This window comes from Ignavibacteria bacterium (assembly GCA_017303675.1).
In the GTDB taxonomy this organism is placed as follows: Bacteria; Bacteroidota; Ignavibacteria; order Tepidaquicellales; family OLB5; genus OLB5.
Genome location: JAFLBX010000001.1, coordinates 1,702,468 through 1,725,426, shown reverse-complemented (window position 1 = coordinate 1,725,426; position 22,959 = coordinate 1,702,468). Strand labels below are relative to the sequence as shown.

18 protein-coding genes are annotated in these 22,959 nt (G+C 39.2%); 2 read left to right on the top strand and 16 right to left on the bottom strand.

Annotation, left to right across the window (positions count from 1 at the left end):
• Nucleotides 1-11: 11 nt before the first annotated feature.
• The 11 genes from J0M37_07710 to J0M37_07660 form a co-directional block, all read right to left on the bottom strand.
• Nucleotides 12-524: an LptE family protein gene (locus J0M37_07710; GenBank protein ID MBN8584968.1), complete on the bottom strand. Its 513-nt coding sequence runs from the start codon at nt 522-524 to the stop codon at nt 12-14.
• A gap of 2 nt (nt 525-526) precedes the next feature.
• Nucleotides 527-1,651 (bottom strand): sigma-54-dependent Fis family transcriptional regulator, encoded by a 1,125-nt coding sequence (locus tag J0M37_07705; protein MBN8584967.1) that lies wholly within the window; start codon nt 1,649-1,651, stop codon nt 527-529.
• A 48-nt stretch (nt 1,652-1,699) separates the two neighbouring features.
• On the bottom strand, nt 1,700-3,085 hold the full coding sequence (gene miaB, locus J0M37_07700) for a tRNA (N6-isopentenyl adenosine(37)-C2)-methylthiotransferase MiaB (protein MBN8584966.1): 1,386 nt from the start codon (nt 3,083-3,085) through the stop codon (nt 1,700-1,702).
• A 21-nt stretch (nt 3,086-3,106) separates the two neighbouring features.
• Entirely contained in the window at nt 3,107-3,580 is a 474-nt protein-coding gene (locus tag J0M37_07695; GenBank protein ID MBN8584965.1) for a hypothetical protein, read from the bottom strand.
• Nucleotides 3,581-5,488 carry a 1-deoxy-D-xylulose-5-phosphate synthase gene (locus tag J0M37_07690; GenBank protein MBN8584964.1) on the bottom strand — a complete coding sequence of 636 codons (1,908 nt, stop codon included), beginning with the start codon at nt 5,486-5,488 and terminating at the stop codon, nt 3,581-3,583.
• Nucleotides 5,489-5,512: 24 nt separating this feature from the next.
• Nucleotides 5,513-5,749, bottom strand: coding sequence for an exodeoxyribonuclease VII small subunit (gene xseB, locus J0M37_07685; GenBank protein MBN8584963.1), 237 nt, complete (start codon nt 5,747-5,749; stop codon nt 5,513-5,515).
• 66 nt (nt 5,750-5,815) lie between these two features.
• On the bottom strand, nt 5,816-7,063 hold the full coding sequence (locus J0M37_07680; GenBank protein ID MBN8584962.1) for an exodeoxyribonuclease VII large subunit: 1,248 nt from the start codon (nt 7,061-7,063) through the stop codon (nt 5,816-5,818).
• Between the two features lie 71 nt (nt 7,064-7,134).
• Nucleotides 7,135-8,184 (bottom strand): T9SS type A sorting domain-containing protein, encoded by a 1,050-nt coding sequence (locus J0M37_07675; GenBank protein MBN8584961.1) that lies wholly within the window; start codon nt 8,182-8,184, stop codon nt 7,135-7,137.
• Entirely contained in the window at nt 8,103-11,765 is a 3,663-nt protein-coding gene (locus J0M37_07670) for a right-handed parallel beta-helix repeat-containing protein (protein MBN8584960.1), read from the bottom strand. The genes J0M37_07675 and J0M37_07670 overlap by 82 nt, the downstream gene beginning before the upstream one ends.
• Nucleotides 11,766-11,961: 196 nt before the next feature.
• Nucleotides 11,962-13,242 carry a T9SS type A sorting domain-containing protein gene (locus J0M37_07665; GenBank protein MBN8584959.1) on the bottom strand — a complete coding sequence of 427 codons (1,281 nt, stop codon included), beginning with the start codon at nt 13,240-13,242 and terminating at the stop codon, nt 11,962-11,964.
• 93 nt (nt 13,243-13,335) lie between these two features.
• Nucleotides 13,336-14,718, bottom strand: a complete 1,383-nt coding sequence (locus J0M37_07660) for an Ig-like domain-containing protein (protein ID MBN8584958.1) — start codon at nt 14,716-14,718, stop codon at nt 13,336-13,338.
• Between the two features lie 239 nt (nt 14,719-14,957).
• Between J0M37_07660 and J0M37_07655 the strand changes: the two genes are divergently transcribed.
• Nucleotides 14,958-15,701 carry a hypothetical protein gene (locus J0M37_07655; GenBank protein MBN8584957.1) on the top strand — a complete coding sequence of 248 codons (744 nt, stop codon included), beginning with the start codon at nt 14,958-14,960 and terminating at the stop codon, nt 15,699-15,701.
• 185 nt (nt 15,702-15,886) lie between these two features.
• Nucleotides 15,887-16,918 (top strand): WD40 repeat domain-containing protein, encoded by a 1,032-nt coding sequence (locus J0M37_07650; protein MBN8584956.1) that lies wholly within the window; start codon nt 15,887-15,889, stop codon nt 16,916-16,918.
• A 270-nt stretch (nt 16,919-17,188) separates the two neighbouring features.
• Here J0M37_07650 and ftsZ read toward each other — a convergent pair whose 3' ends face one another.
• The 5 genes from ftsZ to J0M37_07625 form a co-directional block, all read right to left on the bottom strand.
• Nucleotides 17,189-18,439: a cell division protein FtsZ gene (ftsZ, locus tag J0M37_07645; GenBank protein ID MBN8584955.1), complete on the bottom strand. Its 1,251-nt coding sequence runs from the start codon at nt 18,437-18,439 to the stop codon at nt 17,189-17,191.
• Nucleotides 18,440-18,532: 93 nt separating this feature from the next.
• Nucleotides 18,533-19,792, bottom strand: a complete 1,260-nt coding sequence (gene ftsA / locus J0M37_07640) for a cell division protein FtsA (protein ID MBN8584954.1) — start codon at nt 19,790-19,792, stop codon at nt 18,533-18,535.
• Nucleotides 19,793-19,846: 54 nt separating this feature from the next.
• Nucleotides 19,847-20,674, bottom strand: coding sequence for a hypothetical protein (locus J0M37_07635; protein MBN8584953.1), 828 nt, complete (start codon nt 20,672-20,674; stop codon nt 19,847-19,849).
• A complete protein-coding gene (gene murB / locus J0M37_07630; protein ID MBN8584952.1) occupies nt 20,671-21,576 on the bottom strand; it encodes a UDP-N-acetylmuramate dehydrogenase in 906 nt (301 codons plus the stop codon). The genes J0M37_07635 and murB overlap by 4 nt, the downstream gene beginning before the upstream one ends.
• Nucleotides 21,573-22,955 carry a UDP-N-acetylmuramate--L-alanine ligase gene (locus J0M37_07625; GenBank protein MBN8584951.1) on the bottom strand — a complete coding sequence of 461 codons (1,383 nt, stop codon included), beginning with the start codon at nt 22,953-22,955 and terminating at the stop codon, nt 21,573-21,575. The genes murB and J0M37_07625 overlap by 4 nt, the downstream gene beginning before the upstream one ends.
• Between the last annotated feature and the right edge of the window lie 4 nt (nt 22,956-22,959).

Sequence of the window (22,959 nt, the reverse complement as noted above, 5' to 3'; positions counted from 1 at the left end):
AACCGGTAAAATTACCAGTTCGAAATTACTTCCAGCAGAATATCATCTGTAATTTTATCTTCAGCCGATTTAACGCCTTCATCCCTTTTACTGAATCCGCCGGTGGAACTGTCATACTCACCCCAATTTGAAAAATCCTTTTTCCAGATACTTTTTTGTTTTTTCAAATTAGTGAACTCAACAGATACCGTTATTGTGACCTTTCTTCTTGATACCTGTTCATTGCCCGTTACTACTAATGCTTCATCGGTTACTGAGCGTATTACGCAATCAAGCATTCCGTCTGCCTGGGTTTTTTCAGCATATTCCAGTGTGTTATCATTAATGAACTTGCTCTTAAGCAGAGTTGTAATTTCTTCACCCAGGTTAGGCAGGCCGAATCCGCTTTCATCCCTGATTGAGGGAATATAAATGGTTTTTATGCCTTCCGGCGGCGAAGCGCCTTTAAAGCTGTAATTACAGGAAGTTAGGCTATATAATAAAATTACAGCAAACAGGAATAATATTATTCTTTTTGTTTGCAATATCATAAAGTATACTTCCCGTTTTTCAAACCATATTGTTTGAACTTCCGGTATAAAGTCCTGTTGCTTATTTTAAGCTTATCAGCTATCCGGTTTATGTTGCCATTATACTTGTTGTAATAATATGTTAACAGTTCCTGTTCAAACTCATCAAAAGTTATTTTATCTATCTTATCATCGCTTAAATAGAAACCGCTTTCCGGCACGGCAGCAGATTTTACATCTTCTATATGAGTAAGCTGATGTTTAATATCCATTATATCTTTTTTAAGCTCAAATAAAGCTCCAAAAAGCAACTGGCGTTCATCCTGTTTATTGTACCCGTTTATAGTTGCAGGCATAAGCTCTGATTTGGGAATGCTTAGCTGGCGCATAACATCATCAAGCTCAATTATCTTATCTGAATTAAGTGTAATTAAGCTTTCAGTGAAATTCTTTAATTGTCTTACATTGCCCGGCCAGTTGTAATTAGTAATGAATTCTATTGCCTCAGGAGTTATTCCGTTGAACTGTATCTTATTGCGTCCGGTGAAATCATTTACAAATTTATCAAACAATAGCTTTATATCACTTTTTCTTTCGCGTAACGGCGGAATTACAATGTTAATTGAGCGCAGCCTGTAGTATAGGTCTTCCCTGAATGAATTATTCTGGATAAGCTGCTCGAGATTTTTATTTGTTGCGGCAATTATCCTTACATCAACTTTTTCGGTTTTATTGCCGCCCACTTTCATATACTCGCCATTTTCGATAACCCGAAGGAACTTCACCTGAGTCTGCAGCGGAAGCTCACCAATTTCATCAAGAAAAATAGTGCCGCCGTTGGCAGCTTCAAAATAACCTTTGCGTGTTTCAGTTGCACCTGTGAAAGAGCCTTTAACGTGACCGAACAGCTCACTTTCGATTATTCCCTCGGGAATTGCCCCGCAGTTCACCGTGATAAACGGTTTATCGCTTCGTTTGCTAAGCTTGTGAATTTCATTGGCAACAACTTCCTTACCAGAGCCGCTTTCGCCGGTAATTAGCACAGTAACATCTGTAGGGGCGACCTGTTTAATGATCTCCCTCAGCTCTACTATCGGGATTGATTCCCCAAGCAATCCGCTTTGATATATTTCGTTACTCACTTTATTGAAATGACGTTCCGGTTACTTTGTATAGTTTTAAGGGATAAATTAATTTAATAATACAGCTTCTCCGAATAATGTTGCTGAATTAGCCTTGTTTACCTTTACCAGTACTTTATCGCCGGGTTTTGCACCGTTTATAGGTATTATTACTGTTTTATTCCCGTCGGTTCTGCCAAATAACATCTTATCAGATTTTTTACTGATACCTTCTATTATGACTTCAAACTGCTTGCCAACAGTTTTCAGGTTTATTTCCTCTGAGATATCTCTTTGCAGCTCAACAATTTCAACAAGTCTTCTTGTTTTTGTTTCTTCATCAACATCGTCATCCATTTTCCATGCCTTGGTCTTTTCACGGGGTGAGTACTTGAACATATAAGCTCCGTCATACCGAACTTCCTTCATTACATCCAGTGTCATTTTATGATCTTCTTCGGTTTCCGTGCAGAACCCTGTAATAATATCAGTTGAAAGTGATACATCAGGTATCAGCCTTTTGATATTATCCATAATTTTCATGTAATGATCAATTGTATAGCTTCTCTGCATCAGCTCAAGAACCCTGTCACTGCCTGATTGCACTGGCAAATGGATGTAGTTGCAGATATTATCATGTTCAGCAATGGTTTCAATGAGCTTCAATGAAAGATCCTGCGGATGTGATGTAGTAAACCTGATCCTGATATCAGGCACTGCTTTTGCGCAGGCTGCCAGCAGGTCAGAAAAATCAAAATTTTCGCTTATGTATGAATTTACATTTTGTCCCAGCAGGGTTATATCTTTAAATCCTTCATCGCGAAGCTGTTTTACCTCACGGATAACACCCTCAAGCGGGCGGCTTCTTTCCCTGCCGCGGGTATAAGGCACTACACAGAAGCTGCAGAACTTATCGCAGCCGCGCATAATGGATAGCCATGCGCTTATGCCTTCTTTGCGGATAGGCAGAATATCATCGTAAGTTTCAACCCGTGAAAGCTTTACCGCTATTCCTTTTTCTCCGGTATCAATCAGATTATCGATCAGTGAAGGCAGCTTTCTGTATTCATCGGGTCCGAGTACAAGATCGACCACGCCCTTTTTTGTTACAAGGTCACGCTTCAGTCTTTCAGCCATACAGCCAATGATGCCTACAATAAGCTTCGGATTTTTCTTCTTGTATTTTTTAATTTCCGTAAGCCGCTGCAGGACTCTTGCTTCAGCCATTTCACGGATGCTGCAGGTGTTAATGAGTATTATTGCAGAGTCATCAATATTTTCAGTAATATCATACCCGTTTTTGCCCATAATACCGTTCACAATTTCAGTATCTGCAAAGTTCATCTGGCAGCCGTATGTTTCAACATACAGCTTTTTACCTGAAACATTGTCTGAATTTTCCTCACCTGTAAATGTTTCTATGGGAATGTATTTTTCTAAAACTGATCTATCCAATTATATTTTTTTTCGGGGTATTTATTTAATTCCTGTGATCTTAAGATCACGCGCTCTTATAAATTTAAATTCATTTGTGCCGCAAACCTGCGGATTCATATATAACCTTAGCTCAAGCCAAACAGAATCTCCGGGCGATGGCATTTCAAAACTGTGAAAGCTGCTCACACTGTCATTATCCCTTCTGTACAGAACTTCGTTGGTAACTGCAGAATTGTTGCTTAATACGGAAATAGTGGAATAGTCACTGGTTGTGAAACCATCAAACTCAATTTTGATCCTGTTATATGGACTGAAGTTAAAAGTATCTCTCAGGAAATGGCTCCTGGTATATGCATAACATCCGGTTACGGCTGCACTGTCTACCAATCCGGATTCCTGGTAGAGCAATGTTTCATTCAGAGTATTTACTGCTGTATCGCTTCCGCATGAATGAAAAATTACTGCAAACAGTAACACTAATATAAAGTAATTTATATTTTGAATATTCTTCAATTAAACCGTGATCTTTTCCTTTGAAAGCAAATGATCTTTGATCACTTCAGTTACACCTGCTGCATCAAGCTTCAGGTCGCGGAACAGCTCATCCGGTGTGCCGTGCTCTACATATTTATCCGGCAGACCGTGAACCAGTATATCAACATCCTTAATATTGTTCTGGTTCATAAATTCCAGTACCGCTGAGCCGAACCCGCCGGTAATCACATTATCTTCTAATGTAATTACTTTTTTATGCCGTGCAAAAACATCCTTCAGCAATTCGCCGTCAAGCGGTTTTATGAATCTTGCATTTATAACTTCAACATCAATATTTTCTTTGGCAAGCATTGCCCTGGTTTTCATACCTACATCAACCATATCACCAATTGCAATAATTGCTGCATCAGTTCCTTTTTCAATTATTTCACCTTTACCGATCGGTATCTGTGAAAAAGGCTTAATTTCCACACCAAGCGCATTACCGCGCGGGTATCTCAGCGCTATCGGACCTTTTCTGTAAAGTGTCGCTGTATATAACATATCACGCAGTTCCTGCTCATCCTTAGGCGCCATTAACACAACGCCCTGAATAGCCCTGAAAAAGCTCAGGTCAAGCGCGCCGTGGTGAGTTGGGCCATCAGCGCCGACAATTCCTGCTCTATCCATCGCGAAAATAACAGGCAGCTTCTGTATAGCGCAGTCATGAATTATCTGGTCAAATGCACGCTGTATAAATGATGAATAGATCGCGCAAACAGGAGTGAAGCCTTCTGTAGCCATACCGGCTGCAAAAGTAACAGCGTGCTGTTCTGCAATACCTACATCAAAATACCTCTCAGGCATTTCCTTCTGCAGGATATCAAGTCCGGTGCCGTCAGGCATTGCGGCGGTGATACCTACAACCTTTTCATTTTCTTTGCAAATTTCTACCAGCGCTTCACCAAAGATTTTTGTATATGCTGGTGAGCCGCCTGCTTTTTTTATTGCAAGTCCTGTATCTTTATCCCACGGAGTTGATGCATGGAATTTCTGGTAATGATTCTTTGCAGGTTTGTAACCATGCCCTTTTTCTGTTACTACGTGTACAAGTATCGGACCCGAAAAATCTTTTATCTCTTCAAATATCTTTACAACATTCACAATGTTATGACCGTTGATAGGGCCAAAATACCTGAAGCCAAGAGCTTCAAATAACATACCTGGGGTAACAACGCCTTTTAAGCCGCCTTCAACCTTCGCTGCGAAGTTACGCAGCCTGTCGCCTATTTTAGGATCAAGCTTGCCGGTTGCATCCCATACATAATTTCTGAATTTATTATACGAAGGGTTTGAAAGGAACTCGTTGAAATAATTGTGCAGGCTCCATACATTAGGGGCAATTGACATTTTATTATCGTTCAGCACAACAATTATATCTTTCTTTAAAAGACCGATATTGTTCATAGCCTCATATGCCATACCGCCAGTCATTGAGCCATCGCCAATTATGCCTACTACTTTGTTCTTCTTTTTCAGGAAGTCACGGGCTGTAGCAACCCCAAGCGCTGCGCTGAGTGATGTGCTTGCATGCCCGGCGCCGAATACATCGTATTCGCTTTCAGAACGCTTTAAAAATCCGCTGATCCCGCCATACTGGCGAATAGTTTTAAGCTGGTCTTTTCTGCCGGTTAATATTTTATGTATATATCCCTGGTGCCCCACATCCCAGATCAGCTTGTCATCGGGTGTATTAAACACATAATGCAGCGCCACAGTTAGCTCAGCAACACCAAGTGATGCTCCCAGGTGGCCGCCGATCTTTGAGATAGTATCAACCAGGAATTCCCTGATCTCATCTACCAGGACTTTGAGCTCAGTTAAATTCAGCTTCTTAAGGTCCTGGGGTGTATTTACCGAATTGAGATACTTATATTCAGTTTCCAAATTATTATATTTAATTGAAAAATATTATTTATAATCTTTTATTTCAGATGCTTTCGCAGTTTTGTTTATTTCCTTTATACGCAGCTCAGCATTATTAAGCTTATCATAACATATTTTTGTAAGATTCAGTCCTTCTTCATATAGCTTTATAGTTTCTTCAAGCGTGCATTCATCGCTTTCAAGCTGTTCAAGTATTTTTTCAAGCCTTGAAAATGAATCTTCAAACGATGGTTCTGTATTTTTTATTTTTTTCTGTGCCATTAAATCAGATTATCCTTGCTTCTAATCCTGAACGAAGTGAAGGATCTATTTTGTGATTCATCATAATCAAATTATCCTTGCATTCTTTTTGTTATCATAGAATTTGATCTCAACTTCTTCATCTTTTTTTAGATTCGACGCGCGTGTTACAATTTTATTAAATTCAAACTGAAGCCGCATCTCATCAATATCCACTCTTTTCTTTATTATGGCGTAGCCTTTTTTTAAGTTATTTTCAGGTGATACATGATGCAATGTTTTTTTACAGAATTTTATTTCATTTTTCAGTTTGTTAACCCTGTTATTGGTAATATTGGTTATACCTTTTGAAAAATCATCAAGTTTCTGGTAAAAATTGTAAATTATATCTTTGGGACGGTTAAAATAATAACTTCCCTCAATTTCCCTTATTGAATTTTTGTAACCATCAAGCTTTGCTTGGACAAAACTTCTACAAAAATACGAAAATTTGTCAAGATTTTCAATTAACTCTCTGATATCCGGAGTTATTAACTCAGCGGCAGCCGAAGGGGTGGGAGCCCTTAAATCCGACGCAAAATCGCAAATTGTGAAGTCAACTTCGTGTCCCACAGCGCTCACAACAGGTATTTCGCACGCAAAAACCGCCCTGGCAAGCCTTTCATCATTAAACGGCCATAAGTCCTCAATTGATCCCCCGCCGCGGGCTATTACTATAATATCAACCGGCGGAAGCTTTTTATTTTTGATAAGTACGGGAATCTCTTCCAGGGCTTCAATGACTGATGAAGCCGCATTCACACCCTGTACGCTCACCGGGTACAGATATATATTCAGCAGCGGATACCTTCGTTTTGTAATGTTGATAAAATCCTGCAGCACGGCTCCCGTTTTGGAGGTTATCATCACAACATTTTGGGGATATTTGGGTAAAGGTTTTTTATGTTCCTCGTCAAACAGGCCCTCTTCAAACAGTTTTTGTTTAAGCTGCTCGAACCTGTACTGAAGCTCACCTGCTCCCTGCGGTTTTATCTCCCATACTTCAACCTGGTAATTACCGCGTGCGGGGTAGACCGTTACTCTTCCCTTTACAACAACCTGCATGCCGTCTTCGGGAGTAAAAAGCAGCGCTTGATTACGGGTCTTCCACATCACCGCATTTATCTGTGAGCTTTCATCCTTAATTGTGAAATAATAGTGACCCGATTGTGTATGAATTTTAAAATTTGATATTTCACCAATCAAGTGGACGAATTTAAAATTCTCCTCAATTAAAACCTTAATATAGGAATTAAGCTCAGATACCGTTAATATTTCAGGCAGATTTGTTTGCATAGAAAATTAAAAAGGGAACGAAATTTATTTCGTTCCCTTCAAATATAATGATGAAATTGTTTGAATAATAATTACTTCAACAGCACCATTTTTTTACTATCCACAAATTTATTGCCGTTAGGCTCTTCGGCTTCTATGCGGTAGAAGTAAACTCCGCTGGCATAGTTTGAAGCGTTGAAATCCACGATGTAAAAACCAGCGGTTTTTAGCTCGTTGTTCACAAGCCGTTTTATTTCCCGCCCGAGTATATCATAAATTACTATCTTTACCTTTGAATCTTTCGGCAGGTCGTAATTTATCTTTGTTACGGGATTAAACGGATTAGGATAGTTCTGTGACAGCCTGAATACCATTGGGATATTCTTCGGCTCATTGCCTTTACCACTGGTATTTGAGCCAAATACTTTCCTTATATCTTCTGATACTATCCGTACATGCTCAACTATGCTTATTGGCTTTTCAGTCTTAACTACCTGTTTTAATGATCTGATCTGCTCCAGCACTTTAGAAGCATTTACATCACCCTGCTCTGACTTTACTTCCAGTGTTTTTATTTTCCTGTCATCTTCATTTTTTGATATTTCAATAGCAGTATTAATGGATTTCCTGATATCCTGCCGTTGTTCCTTTGTAAACGGTGATCTATCCGACTGCGCTGAAGCTTCGTCGGACAGGTCATCTGGATCATAGGACTCAACCTCACGAAGCTCAAGCGAATGAAGTTCCCGAAGCTTTAGCGTAGGGAACCCTCCGCTTTGTCCCTGAATCAGCAATGAAGTTGCCATATAATCCCACCTTGCTATTAATCCTTCGTAGCTGTAGGGATTCTGGTTAATTATCTGCTGGAATCCGACTAGAGCCTGTGAATATTCACGCATCCTTACTTTACACTTCAGAATATAATTATTTGCGCGCTTTACAAGTGAAGTATTATATCCGTGATTAAGAATAAGATCTTCGTAATATATCTTCAGTTCATTTACCGCATTATATGATGTATCACTTGCAACGGTTGATAAGAATAATTTAGAAATTGCATTCAGGCTTTGAATGCTGTCAGGATATGTGTTGATAAGGTCAAGACATTTTGTTTTTGCCTGTGTGTAGTTACGGTAACGCATGAGTACGCTGATGGAATCGTATCGTTGTTTAGCAGTGGGTAATGTGTAATAGACCCCCTCCCTCCCGAGTTCTCGGGAGTACTCCCCTTGCTAAGGGGGAGAGCTTCTTTCATACTGCCTCCGCTTCCGGAGCCTTCATTGTAGATAGTATCGTAAATGCCATCTCCTAGGTTTATAGCCAAACCATCACCGTTTTGATTTGGATCACATCCTGTAAGATATGGTACGAAGTTAAAGGTTATCTGTGAACCCTGGAAACCTGATGTTACCATGTTATACGGCGGGTCAACCGGTGTTGAGTTAAGCTTGAAGCAGTTATTTGTTTCATCAAAAGGACCCTGTGTGAACTGCGGGAAATAGCCGTATAAATGCTTTGAGGATTGGTCATCGGTTATGTTGAATATATTCTGTCCGCCATCAAGCAAAAATACAGAACCATCAACAACAATGTTGTTAGCCGCTGTGCCGGAATTCGAGATATCATTCAAACCACCGAGTGATTTACTCCCGGCATTGTTCATTTTAAGCTCACTACCTCCTGCGGCAAATATGCCAATTGCGTTGTTTACAGTTGATGATATTGTATTGGATTTTATATCAATTGCTGATGTTAAAGCGTTAATTCCGATAAAATTATCAGTTATTGCATTACCCTTAATTGCACCGCCTGTTAAACCGCTTAAGAAGATTGCCGTATTGCCTTCATTGAATATATTGTTTTCTATAATTAGCGGAGTTGTTTCACCTGCATAAGATGAAATATTAACTGTAGGTATAGTTGAACTTGATGAATTAAAAGTATTTGCTCCAATATAAATATTGCTTAAGCTTAATTCATTGTTAGGATCACTAAAGAAAACAGCATTGATACTGCCTTTAAGTGAGCTGTTTGTGTTAAATGTACAATTTCTGATATCAACAACAGGGCAATCGATGATATTAACTGCGTAAGTTGTATCGTTAGCTAAACCCGTAAACGTTGCGCCGTATATCTTGACTTCGCAGTTTGTGAAGCTGTGACCGCTCCATGAACTTCCTGATACTGCGTCACTTGTAATATTCTGCGGAGCTGATGTGTTCTGGTCGCCCACTGTAAACATACCGCCATCCATAACGAACTTAGAACTATCATTAAAGTGTATGGTTGTGTTTGCGCCGATTGTTATATTAAAACCGTTGTTGTAAACTGGCGCTTCGCAGGTAAATTCACCGCCGTTTATTATTTCGTCTTCAACAAGCTCACCGCCCGAATTAATTGCAGGCTCAATTTTAAATAACTTGCCTTCTCCCGGTTCAAACCAGCCCATTTCACCTGGATTTTCACCAAATGACGCATATTTAGTTCTGTCAAAAACTTTGGGTCTTACAGAACTTCCAACTTCACTTATTTGCCAATTAATAGGTCCGGTTAAATTGAATTTTACTCTTAATACCCTGTTATCACCAGTATAACTGCCTCCTGCAGGTATACATCTGCGATTTACCATAATAAAATATTTTGCTGAACCAACATCGTTATAGAATCCCATTTCCCAAAATCGCTCTTCTCTGCAATCCATATACGGGCCGTTAGGATTATCTTCAACACAAGGGTTTTGCCCGTTTATACCGGGCAATATGCTCATTATATCCTGTATGTATCCATGATTCGCACCCTCACTGTGCACACTGTATGCTGAGTTCCACGAAATTGCGTCTAGGGTTGGTTTTAAATTCAGGATCTTCGAGTTCATTTCACAGAGATAATCAAATTTATTCTGTCCATACTGGTTTTGTCTTCTGGGTTGAGATGGTGTATTAAACACGCCAAATGTGTATGTCTCGTCACCTGGATCAAGGCTCATATCCGGCGGTCCATTCCGCTGTGATAATTCCGCTGTAAGCGGCGTCATAGTAGGCAGCCAGAACCAGCTCAGGTAATCTGCGCCGTATGAAAGCGCTATCCATGCCTGGGCGCTTATTTCTTCATTAATAGGCTCACGTACACCGTATCTGTATTTACCTGTAATGTTGTTGTGTATCAGCCAGCCCTGTATCTGCGGCTGAATTGATATACGGGTATTATTGGAAGCTGATGTAATATTTATCCGGGTCTTATGAATCTGGTAAATAAATGATCCTTCCATAGGCCATACATAGCTATCTTTTTGACCTAAACACTCCTGCAGATATGTATTATAAGTTTGATTATTTACCTTCCAGTCTGCGGGTACTTTAGGATCCACCAGTAATGGGTTAAATGAATTAATAGGTATGCAGCCCGGTTCACCCTGATCATGAAACTGCAATGCGTGAGCGTCTACCTGGATTATATCCGGTTTTACTGTATCAAGATACAGTTTGAAAGTATTTGCGTCATTTCTTGTGTAGTGGAAATTCATATTATATGAAACGGCATAGCTTAAGGGCGGCGATGGTAAACCCGAATTTTTGATATAATCATTTACGTATTTAATGCATGGCAGGTTTGTTGTTACACATTCATCCACAAAAAACATGTCAAGGCTATTTCCAAAGTTATTTACTTCATCGTAAATAAAAGGATTAAAGTTATTATTTTCAGAAAATAGCCTATCTGCAATATCATTATCCACCACCAGTTTATCAAACCACACATCAACCTGCCCGAACCAGTATATCTTAAAATCAATCTGGCTGGCGTTAACGTTCTCGCGTGTATAGCCATACATTAAGCCGGTAACTGTATCTTTCCTGCCAAGGATATCTAAATCTGTGTTCGGGTCCTGAATGAAATCGAAAGTGCTAATATATTGACCATTATAGATATAGTTTCCTCCTAAGAAAGAAGCAAAATTTCTTGCTTTAATTACTGTAGAATCGATAACAGTTCCGCTAAAATTTCTTGTTACTATGGCTATTACAGGTGCCGTTGGTGAATTATCTACTATACTCGAATCAATTCTCATAACCGGCTTAAGGTGCCAGTCCTGCTGCGGCGCCCAGTCATATGTATATGATAGCGCAAACTGCAGGTTTTCCGTAATACTTTCGCAAAGCATACCTGCCGGCATACTTGGCGGACACGATGCGCAACCCTTTATCACACTTCGTCCGCTATCGGAAACCGGCCCTGAGCCGGACATTCTGGAACTGTATGAGTATCCTTCATTGCCGCCTTCTGATTCAAATACCATTCTTTGACCATCCTGGCAAAGCTTGGATATATTTATACGCTGAAAATTACTTCTTAATCCACGGTTCTGCGTTCCGGTTATTAGCGAGTTTACAGTAGCTATCTGGTCTGTTCTTAATGGTACTCCAAACTGTCCAGTAGTATCCGCCCCGTAATCATATAACTGTATTCCGTTATAATGCAGGGTATCTTTATAATATGGCCAGAACGCTGTAAAATTATCCCACTCGTTATCTCCATCCTGAATACCATAGTTAAGTATAAAATGTGTAAAGTCCTTAGGTATTTGGGCTGTTGGTGGTTGTATTAAGTTCACTTTTGAGGCATCTGTTACCTTTAAAGGTTCAGTGGGCTTAAATGCCGAAGCAATGATAAAGTATATAACCGGTAATGCAAGTGTAACTGTGATCTTGAGTAAAGTTTTCATAACTTTTAATTTTTAGGGTTTAAAATTTCAGTTAATTATATAAAGCATTTTTATGATCATTTTATCAATATTTAATACTTTTTACTTCTCTTTTTAGATATTTATTATTCCTGACTGCTCCAGCAGTTGATATTTGCTATTTAATCAACCTTAGAAACAAGGTTTCTAAAGTAACTTCGCCTGACTGACTAGCAGTTTACTTTATCAATACCATCTTTTTAGTATCAACAGTTATTCCATCTATTATTAATGAATAGAAATATACACCACTTGGTAAACTACCTGCATTCCAGTCAACTTTATATGTACCCGCCTGTTGTTCCAGGTTTACCAAGTCTATTATCTCTCTGCCTGTAATATCAAAGACTTCCAACTTTACAAACTTTTTAACTTTCAACTCATAAATAATATTCGTAACCGGATTAAACGGATTTGGATAATTTTGGTGCAACTTATAATTAGTTGGTATTTCGCTACTCGTTTGCTGAATACCTAAATAATTTATTGTCCCACCCCCATCTGTTGTCTTTATAAAATTATATGTACCTGCCCAGCCATTTAGTGTATCGCCCTTCAATGCAAAAACAGATAAATATGTATTTGGCGGTGTAATCTGATTACCCCACGTTTTACCGCCATCCGTTGATTTGGCAATGTTTGGCACACTTCCCGAAATTCCAACTGAATCATTTTCAAATTTTATATCATAACCCGCTAAAGTACCTTGTGCGTTGCTCCATATAAACCCTCCGTCTGTTGTATATTGCACACCGTTTGTTCCACCAGCACGTATCCATCCATTTTTTCCGTTAATAAAAAAAATAGATATAAAAGCAGTACTAATCGTATACTGCAAATCCCAATTCACACCACTATTAGTTGTTCTGAAAAGCCTGCCGTTTGGCTCGTTTGTTCCAACCCAGCCTGTATCTTTATTCAGGAAAAAAAGCTTTGTTGGCTTAAATGTTCTGTCTAATTGCTGAAACCAGCTTAGACCACCATTTGTGGTTTTCTGCAAGCCTGCCCCAAACGTTCCTTCGTTATCGCAAATCCAACCAGTATCTTTATTTACAAAAAATAAATCTGTAGGTCCTACTCCCGTTATATTGTTAAGCCCCTGCCAATTTACTCCGCCGTTCGTCGTTTTATATATGCTCAAATTTGTTGTAGTGAATAATTTGCCAACTGCATAGCCGTTGTTATTATCAAGAAATTGTATTGCATCTAATTTTTCGATACCTGTTTTCTGTATCAGCCAGTTATTTCCGCCATTGGTGGTATAAAAAATGTATGCTGTATCTGTAAAATTGGTTCCACCTGTAGTTACAGCCCAGCCGTTGGAAGTATCAATAAAGAAGATATCATTTATTATTTTATTCACAGGCAGCGTCTGCTGATACCAGCCCGGCGGTGTGTCACTCTCAAACGTAGTGGCTAAAAATATGATGATGAACTCGAAAAGTATAAGTCTTTTCATGGCGGTATGGTTATAGTTTGTTACATGAAAGTAATATATTTTTAAGGGTTTTTCAAGATAAATTGTATACTATTAGCATCATTTTAGTTAATCTTACCTCACAAAATTTATGTTCACATTTTCAACCACCCAGCCGCCTTTGATATTTATTGTGCCCGGGTAAATGTAGAACGGTTCTGAGTATTCAAACGGGAAGGGGTAACCGTAATTATAGCTTGAGCTGTTATCTTTATCAATGTAACTAAATAGTGTATAATTTGCTTCGAGTATGTTTTTAAAACTAAAGACCGTATCCCTGGAATCAAAGCTGTATTTAAGTATGGGTACCAGTTTATCAGCTTCAAGTTCTATTTTTACTATCTGATCCGTTATTATAAAATCCGTGTAAGCGCTTGATACCCTGCCTTTTAGCTCACCAAATGAATTTACGCTCACCGTTCTGAAGGGCAGCGAGAAGTTATACACTGTATCGCCTGTGGTTTTTAATGGAAACGATATCCTGTACTTCCTGTTTGCGGCGAAGCGGTTTGCAGAAAATATTTCTACCAGTGAATCATTCTTCCAGTTAAACACAACTCTATCGGTTGTTCCGTTCTCATCGGTTACAACTAAGTTACGGGTGAATTCTTCGCGGGTTGGTTTGAACCTGCTGAAAAAAATGAATATGCTTTGCTCAGGCAGAACAACAGAAGAATTGTATTCAATTGAAGTGAATACAATTCCAAGTGAATCCCTGAAATATTTAGATGCATCAAGCTCAGGCGCTACCTGCTGAGTTGATGTAAGCAGTTTCATGTAAATATCAGCATTACCTGTAACAACACTGTCCTTCACGTCAATATCGTACGGCAGAACTCCAAAGCTCTCACGCTCACTGGTAAAAAGCAGGTTGCGGTCTTCATCAATTATGGTTATAAGCCTGTATCTGCCGGGCGCAAGATTAGTTAAGCTGTAACTGCCTTCGGCTGATGATTCAGTAAAGTAATCAGGGATATCTTTGGTGGGGTCATAACTTTTTGCCAGATCATACGCATACACTGATGCGGATTTTTTGGAAGTATTATATACCCTGCCGCTGATACCACCCATATCAATTTTGCTGCCCGTTGAAAAAGCGAAATTAATAGCTTCTGAGATCTGGTTGCCTCGGATATCTTTTAATGTTGTGCTGATATTTACCACAAATGTTTTATTGGCATCGATTTTTTCAAGGTCCTTAGGGAATCTTACTTCTACATCCTTAAGCCCCCATGAAAATTCAATATCACCTTTAACCTGGGGCGAAGTACGGAACGCATCCTGGAAGCTGCGGCGGTCAATATATTCATTGAATTCAAATATCAATGTATTGCCGCGGAAATTGGTAGAATTTGGCTTAGGGCTTACTATGGTTACTTTGGGCGGGGTTTTATCTTCCTCGCCGCCGCCCGGCGGCTGCTGGTTTGCGCATGAAAGCTGAAAATATGAAACAGCCAAAATTACAGAATTTAATAAGGTAATTTTCAGCCATTTTATTTGTTTAATTGCTTTCAATTAACAAATATAGCAAAAATTTAAAATTAATAGTAAATACAATCTCATTCGCGGAATATCACGTATAGAGTGTATTGGATATCCCTAATCAAGATACCATATTTGTAGTAGCAATGAAAGCGATATACGGATAAAATATCATTAGTAATGCTACCGTTTTTACGTTATACATTTTTGGTTATATGAAAAAGTCGAATAAAAATATATTTCTGAAAATCCCTTTACTTTTAGTTATGACTTTTGTTTTAACGATGCAGCTGAATGCGCAAAATGTATCGGTGAATAATGAAACGATAAGTACATCAGAAGATAACGGAACGAATGTAATTATCCTTGAAGAAACTCAGCCTGTTGAAGGCAGCAAAGATAAAAAACAGGGTGAAGAAAAAAAGACAACAGAAATTGAAGAACCTGTAAAATTCATACAGGAAGAGCTTGAAGGCGGTAACTGGGTTTTAACAGGAGTAGAAGCAAAATCTTTTAACGGGATTAACATTACCAAGTGGAAAGCGAACGATCAGCAGGTATTAGGAACAAGCTCATGGAAGGATATGCTGGATATTATTCATACGGTGGAATCAGGGTTTAAATGGCAGGACCCCCCTAAAAATATGCAGCCGGGGGCATACCTGAATCTCGAAGCGGTTTATACGAATGTAGATTACAGCACCACAGCAAATATTAACACAGGTATTAAAATGTTCTTTGGAAGAGTTGGCAGTGATTATAAAACACCTGAAGCAAATTCAGTAGAAATATTGAAGCTTAACAAAGATAATAAGCAATATGCCAACGAAGTTAAAAAAGGTTTTTTCTACGCGCCAAATATGTTATTTGATGCAACTAATATGTGCCAGCTGATTGTTGATTGTTATGTAGGTAAAGACCATTACGTTACAACATACACATATATGTATCAAAAGTAATTGAACTAAAATTTTTCTGCTATACCAGCAAAAGCTGATAGTATTCCCTACTAATTAGCAGATGAACCGGGGCTTACATTGTAAGCCCTTTTTTTTTTATGTATAAACAATCCCCTATAATTAAAACTATTTTCAGCCGATTTATGTTAATTTATATAGTATAAACCATGAAATTTAATTTAAATATGAGATTTTTAATTTTATTACTGTTAATACAGATCTCTGTTTTTGCGCAGAACCCGGTTGAATTTACAGGGTTTAAAGGGAATGTTAATTCCGCAGCGTTTTCGCCTGATTCAAAAACATTGGCCGGCTCAGATGAAAAAGGCAATCTGTTCTTCTGGGATATCTCTTCCGGGCAGAAAACACATACACTCGAAACCGGAAGCAATGTGACATCAATAAATTATTCCCCTGCATCACTTGATATGGCTGTATTTACTTCGTATGATGGTGATGTTACAGTATTGCGCGCGTCTTCAAAAGAGATCTTAAAGACCTTCAGCAAGAAAGATAATGTATATTATGCGGAATTTTCACCGGATGGTAAAATGCTTGCAATAGCATATACCAGGGAACCGACCGAAAAGGAACAGGATAAAGGCATCAGGCTGAACTTTATAGTTGATATTCACGAGACAGGAAAATTTGAAAAGACAAAAACCCTAAGGCTCAGCATTCCAAACGATCCTGATGGCGAGCTTTTTGGCAGTAATTTATTTGAAACATACAGGTACAACTCCTTCAATTGTTCATTCAGCAGCAATTCAGCTTACATTGCAGCAGGCAGCATGGGGAAGAATATCGCCATTTACAGCTTCGATAACAAACAGTTCGCGCCTTCATATAAGGGACATTCTTCAAGGGTTATGTTTGTAACATTTTCACCCGACGGTAATTACCTTGCAAGTACAAGCAAGGATGAAACCGCGAAGTTGTGGAATGTAAGCTCAGGCGGCTCAATTGTTACACTGAAAGGCCACAGCGGAAATGTAAATTCAGCAGCATTTTCACCTGAGAGCAAATACCTGGCAACGGCAAGCAATGATGAGACCATTAGGATTTGGGATGTAAAAACATCTGCGCTGCTGAAAACTTTAACACTTCCCGGCAGTGAAATTATCACCGTAAAATTTTCGCCTGACGGCAAATATCTCGCAGCAGGCGGCTCCGGTGAAAAAATTCTTTTGTGGGAAACAACATCTATTCTTCCCTAAAAAAATGAAGGGTCCTGTTTGGTCAGGACCCTTCGGGTTAATGGAGGAGGCTTTTTTCGGGGAAAAGATGAGGTAGAAATCTTGTAATAAACAGTATGAAGGTCCCGGCATACACAGGTACGAAGCAGACCGCAACCGTATTGAAGGCAGAGCACAACTAAGATACCTTCCTCTCGAGGTCAGCCTCGTGACGTCAACCCTTATACTAAGCGTTTACCACATTTATCCATAGCGGGACAGTACTTTTTAATTATTTATTATAATAAAATCTTAATCCATCTGCCTTCTTAAAAAAGCAGGTTTATCGTCATTTGAAATTTTGAAATCATCGGAATTGAAATCGAAATCTTCGATATCCATTTCTTCATTCCTTGTACGGATCTTTTTAAGGTCTTCAGCGCTTAACAGGTCTTTGCGGCGGATAGTTGGAATATCCAGTCCCTGCAGTTCCTGCTGAGTGCTAGGTATTTTTACAACATTATCTTCTGATGTGTTAAGCAGAAGGTTCTTTGTTTTTACTTCCTCTTTTTCAGGGTATGTGTTTGATTGTTTTGCCTGAGCCACGGTAAAGCCGGTTGCAATTATTGTCACAATAACTTCATCTTCAAGCCTTTCATCAGAAACAACACCCCAGATAAGCTTACCGTAATTGCAGCCTGCAGCCTGTTTAATAAGCTCGGTCATGCTCTTAAGATCAGATATCTTGAAGTTGGGATCAGCAATGATATTAAGCAGAATTGATCTTGAACCTGCTATTGATACACCTTCAAGCAGCGGGTTATCGATCGCTTCCTGTGTTGCGCGAAGCGCTTTATTTTCGCCTTTTGCATAGCCAATACCCATAAGCGCATCACCCATATCACGCATTATTGTCTTTACATCAGCAAAATCAACATTAACTTTACCTTTTTTGGTGATAATATCACTTATGCCCCTTGTAGCATTATAGAGCACATCATCAACTTTTTTAAAGCTGTTTTCAAGTGTAACTTCTTCTCCGAAAACTGTGAGCAGTCTTTCGTTGGGAATAACAATGCAGGAATCAACTTCCTGCTTGAATCTTTTTAATCCTTCTTCTGCAATTCTGAGCCTGTCATCACCTTCAAAATCAAAAGGTTTGGTAACTATACCAACTACAAGCGCGCCGGTAGCTTTTGCAATTCTTGCAACAGCGGGTCCGCCGCCGGTACCTGTACCGCCGCCCATACCTGCTGTTATGAACACCATATCGCAGCCTCTTACAACCTGCTCAATTTCTTCACGGCTTTCTTCAACCGCTTTGGCTCCCTTGGTCTCATCCATACCAGCTCCAAGACCCAATGTTGTGTTCCTGCCTATCTGGATCTTTATATCAGCTTTGCTGCGTTCAAGATCCTGTATATCAGTATTCAATGCAATAAAATCAACGCTGTCCAGCCCTTTTTCTATCATGTTGTTGATAGCATTGCCGCCTGCGCCGCCCACACCAATAACCTTGATCTTTGCTCCGTAAGTTGCATCAGTAACAAGTGAAATTGCCATTTTAGTTTTTCTCCTTCTCTTTCCCCTAGAAAGGAATTAAGTTTAATTATTTATTAATATTATTTTCTTCTTATTTATAAAACTTAGAATGAATTACAATTCATCGAACCAGTGTTTTATTCTTTCGAACATGTTCTTCAGCCCCGGATGTTTTTTGCCTTTTAATGAACGGGCGCTTTTCTTCTGGCTGATATATTTCATCCTGTGAAGGATAAGTCCGATTCCTGTTGCATAGATCGGGCTTTCAACTTCCTTTATCAGTCCCCCGCCGATATCCATAGGCACACCCAGGTTTACTTCAGTGCCCAGCACCTGAATAGCCAGCTCTCTTGTTCCCCTAAGCAGTGAGCCGCCGCCGGTAATGACAAGTCCTGCCGGCAGGTAGCTTTCGATACCCGAGCGTTTTATTTCCTGTCCTGCAAGCACAAAAAGCTCTTCCATCCTTGCCTGGATAATCCTTGAGATGATACTTTTTTCTATCCTTAAAGGTTTTCTGCCTTTTATTCCCTGGATAGTTACTATATCATCATTGATAATTTCGCTTACCATAGCATAACCGAATTCTTTCTTTATGCGCTCTGCTTCCTTTTCATCTATTCCGAGAGTTTCGCTGATATCATTTGTAACCTGGCTTCCGGCTATACCAATACCTGCAGTATGTTTAATAACCCCTTTTTTAAATACTGCTATATCGGTGGTTCCGCCGCCGATATCTATCATTGCAACACCAACTTTTTTTTCAGATTCATTTAGCACAGCGTAAGATGATGCAAGCGGCTCGAGGACAATATCATCAATATCCACACCGCAGCTCTGAACGCAGTTTGAAAGATCATCTATCTGCGATACCAGCCCTGTCAATATATTGACCTTTGCTTCCATCCTCAGGCCAAACATGCCTATCGGCAGGTCGAAAATTCCGTCTTTGCTGTCGATAATGAATTCCTGCGGGATTACATCAATGATCTTTTCATCTTTACTCAGCTTCAGGCTTTTGGCAGATTCATACAGCCTTTCGATATCATCTTCAGTAATTATCCTGTCAGGATGTGAAATAGCAACAATTCCTTCTGACTGAATGCAGCGTATATGCGGGCCTGCAATACCAACTGTTACTGATTTTATATCGTAACCTGAGCGCTCTTCTGCTTCGCGAACTGATGCTTTTATTGATTCCAGTGTTTTACCCGGGTTTACCACCATACCCCTTGAAAGCCCGGTTGAAGGCGCTTTACCTACACCAAGGATATTAAGCCTGCCGTCATCTCTAACCTGCGCAACTATTGTACAGATCTTTGTTGTGCCAACATCCAAACCAACTATTATATTTTCTTCAGATTTTTTCTTCGCCATTTTATTGGTTAATTTTTCTCTAATTTTTCCCCTTTTAACTATATTAAAACCTTATCATTCCGCCGGTGTATTATTATTTTTTACTATCACCAGGTCACTAAAGCGCAGGTCAATATATTTAAATGAATTCATGGTTCTGTAAACTCTTACCTGTTTTAAAAATCCGTTCAGCTGAACCAGCTTCCTGTCAATTGCCCTTCTGAGTCCGGTATTATTAATATCCCTTGTCATATTGATATCCTTTGCCGTGTTACTTTCCCTGCTGAGCGATGTTGAAAAATCTATAAAATAAACAGGTGTCGCATCATCACTTGTTACAAGTGTAATTCCGCTTTCAGAAAAATTTATTTCTGAAATATAATTGAACAGGCTTTTATTCAGCTTTATTGACTGGCTGATTATATATTGAGCAATTTTAAGAAGATTTATATCATCGTTTCCGTATGTTCCCGGCGAAATCTTATCTGAAAGTCCGCTAATTACCGGAAGATCGATATTTGCATGCTCCTTTTTTATTGAATAAACAGAAAGCTGTTCATCTATCAGGAAAAGGTCCTTACCGTTTGTAGCAGCAGCAAACGGGTTCTTTTCAGATATTTCAATCTGTACCGTTGCACCTTCCTTTGAAACTACTGCTTTTTTGATATTCGGATGTTTGGATATCCTTGATTCTATCATTTCAAGCGTTAAGGAATTTGAACATATCATTGAATCATTCATCCGGGCAAACTCGAACAGCTCTTCTTTGGAAAGAGTTATATTACCCTTAAGCTCGACTGATCTTATTGTTGATTTATCTTTCCATAACCCTGAAAGTACTATGCTTGTGAATGTGAATAAAATTACGATGGTAAATAAAATAGTAATTTTCCAGTTCTTCATATGGTAACCTCCTCAAAACCAATTAGCTTTACTTCCATTTCAAGCTCTATACCGGTTTTTTCGCGGACTGTTTGCCTGATAATTTTGACAAGCTCAATTACGTCATGTGCTGTAGCTTTATCGTAGTTCACTATAAAATTAGCATGTTTGGTTGATACCATTGCGCCGCCTGATTTTGTGCCCTTTAATCCACATTGATCTATCAGCATCGCTGCTTTATTATCCTTCGGGTTTTTAAAAACACATCCTGCATTCGGTATTTCAACAGGCTGCGCCTGGTTACGGTGAATGATAAGCTCTTTTCTTTTTGCGGATATCTCTTCTTTGTTCCCCGGCTTAAGCCTGAAGGAAGCTTCAAGTACCACGGTATTTTTAAGAGCTGAGTTCCTGTACCTGAATCCGCATTCTTCTTTTGAAAGAACTTTTACCTTCCCGTTCTTAATAACCTTCACCTCATTAACATTATCTGCTGTTTCACCGCCGTAAGCACCGGCATTCATAACCAGGGCTCCGCCAACAGTAGCCGGAATTCCTGCAAGCATTTCAACACCGGCATAATCGTTCTGAATGCAGAAATCCACGAACCTTGCTATCTTTACCCCGGCTCCGCTAATTATCAAATTGTTCTCATGCTTCAGGTAATTGAATGCGGTTTCAAGATTAATTACAATTCCCCTGATACCTTCATCACTGATAAGTATATTGCTGCCGTTACCCATAACATAATACGGGATTTCATGCTCATCAGCATACTTAATAATATTTATAACGTCATCAACATCCAATGGCTCAACAAAATAGTCTGCTTCACCGCCAATACGGAAAGTAGTATACTGAGCCAGCGGCTCATTCAGAGTTATCTTCCCCTTAAAAACTTTCTGTATTTCAGAAATTGATATCAATTTTTGTTGTGTGATTGTAAAATATTAACAAATTCACTGCACAGATTTGTAACATCACCGGCTCCCTGGAAAACTATCTTATCGCCTGGTCTTATATCGTGCAGCAGCAATGACAGAATATCATTTCTATCTTTTATTAACTTCATATTGCTGTTGCGCTTTAAAGCCTCATTCAGTATCAGCTCACTAGTGATACCTTCAATTGGTTTTTCACGGGCCGGATAAATATCCATCAAAATAACTTCATCTGATATTGCCAATGATTTTGCGAATTCCCTGTAAAAATCCCGTGTACGTGTGAACAGGTGCGGCTGAAATACAGTTATCAGCCTGCCCGGGTTCATTTCTTTTAATCCTTTAAGGCTTGCTGATACTTCGACCGGATGATGGGAATAATCATCATATACCATTATCCGGTTGCTGTCATATTTCAACTGAAGCCTTCTGTCAACAGTTCTGAAATCCTTTATGCTGGTTTTGAATGTATCAAACGGTATTTCAAGTACCTTTGAAACCGCAAAACATGCTGTTGAATTAAGCGCATTGTGGCTTCCTATCATATTTAGCTTAACATCATCATATGAAACAGTTGAGTTAAGGATATTGAAATTAAGCACATTATTTTCAGCTTTATAATCCCTTATCTTTAGATAATTTTTGTCATCATAACCGTACGATATTTTTTCGCGGTTTATGGAATTCATAAAGCTTTTTATATTTTCATCATCACCGCAATAGATCATATATGCTCCGTATTTAGAGCGGTCGCAAAACTGCCTGAATGTATCTTTAATATCTTCCAGGTCTTTATAAATATCCAGGTGGTCTGCATCAATATTGGTTACAATTGCTATATCAGGCCTTAATGCAAGGAATGACCTGTCATATTCATCAGCTTCAACAACTGCGTATTTGCCTGAACCGAACCGTGAAGCGCCGCCATCAAATAACTGAACATTGCCGCCGACAAATATCAGCGGGTCAAGCCCTGCATCAACAAGAAGCTTTCCTATCATTGCAGTAGTTGTGGTCTTTCCGTGTGTTCCTGAAACTGCAATCAGGTATTTTTCATTTACTATTTCACCAAGCATTTCTGCACGCCTTACCCTGCGAAGGCCAAGCTCTTCGGCTTTGATCATTTCAGGATTATCGTTTTTAACAGCAGAAGTATACACAATAGTATCGATACCATCAGTTATATTTACAGCATTATGCCCGTAATAGATTTTGGCTCCCATGCCAATAAGCCTGGTAGTAATATGAGTTTCAGTCATATCACTGCCTGATACATCATAGCCGTTGCGCAGGTAATACTCAGCCAGGCCGCTCATTCCTATTCCGCCAATACCGATAAAATATATATGTTCTTTTCTTATCAAAATA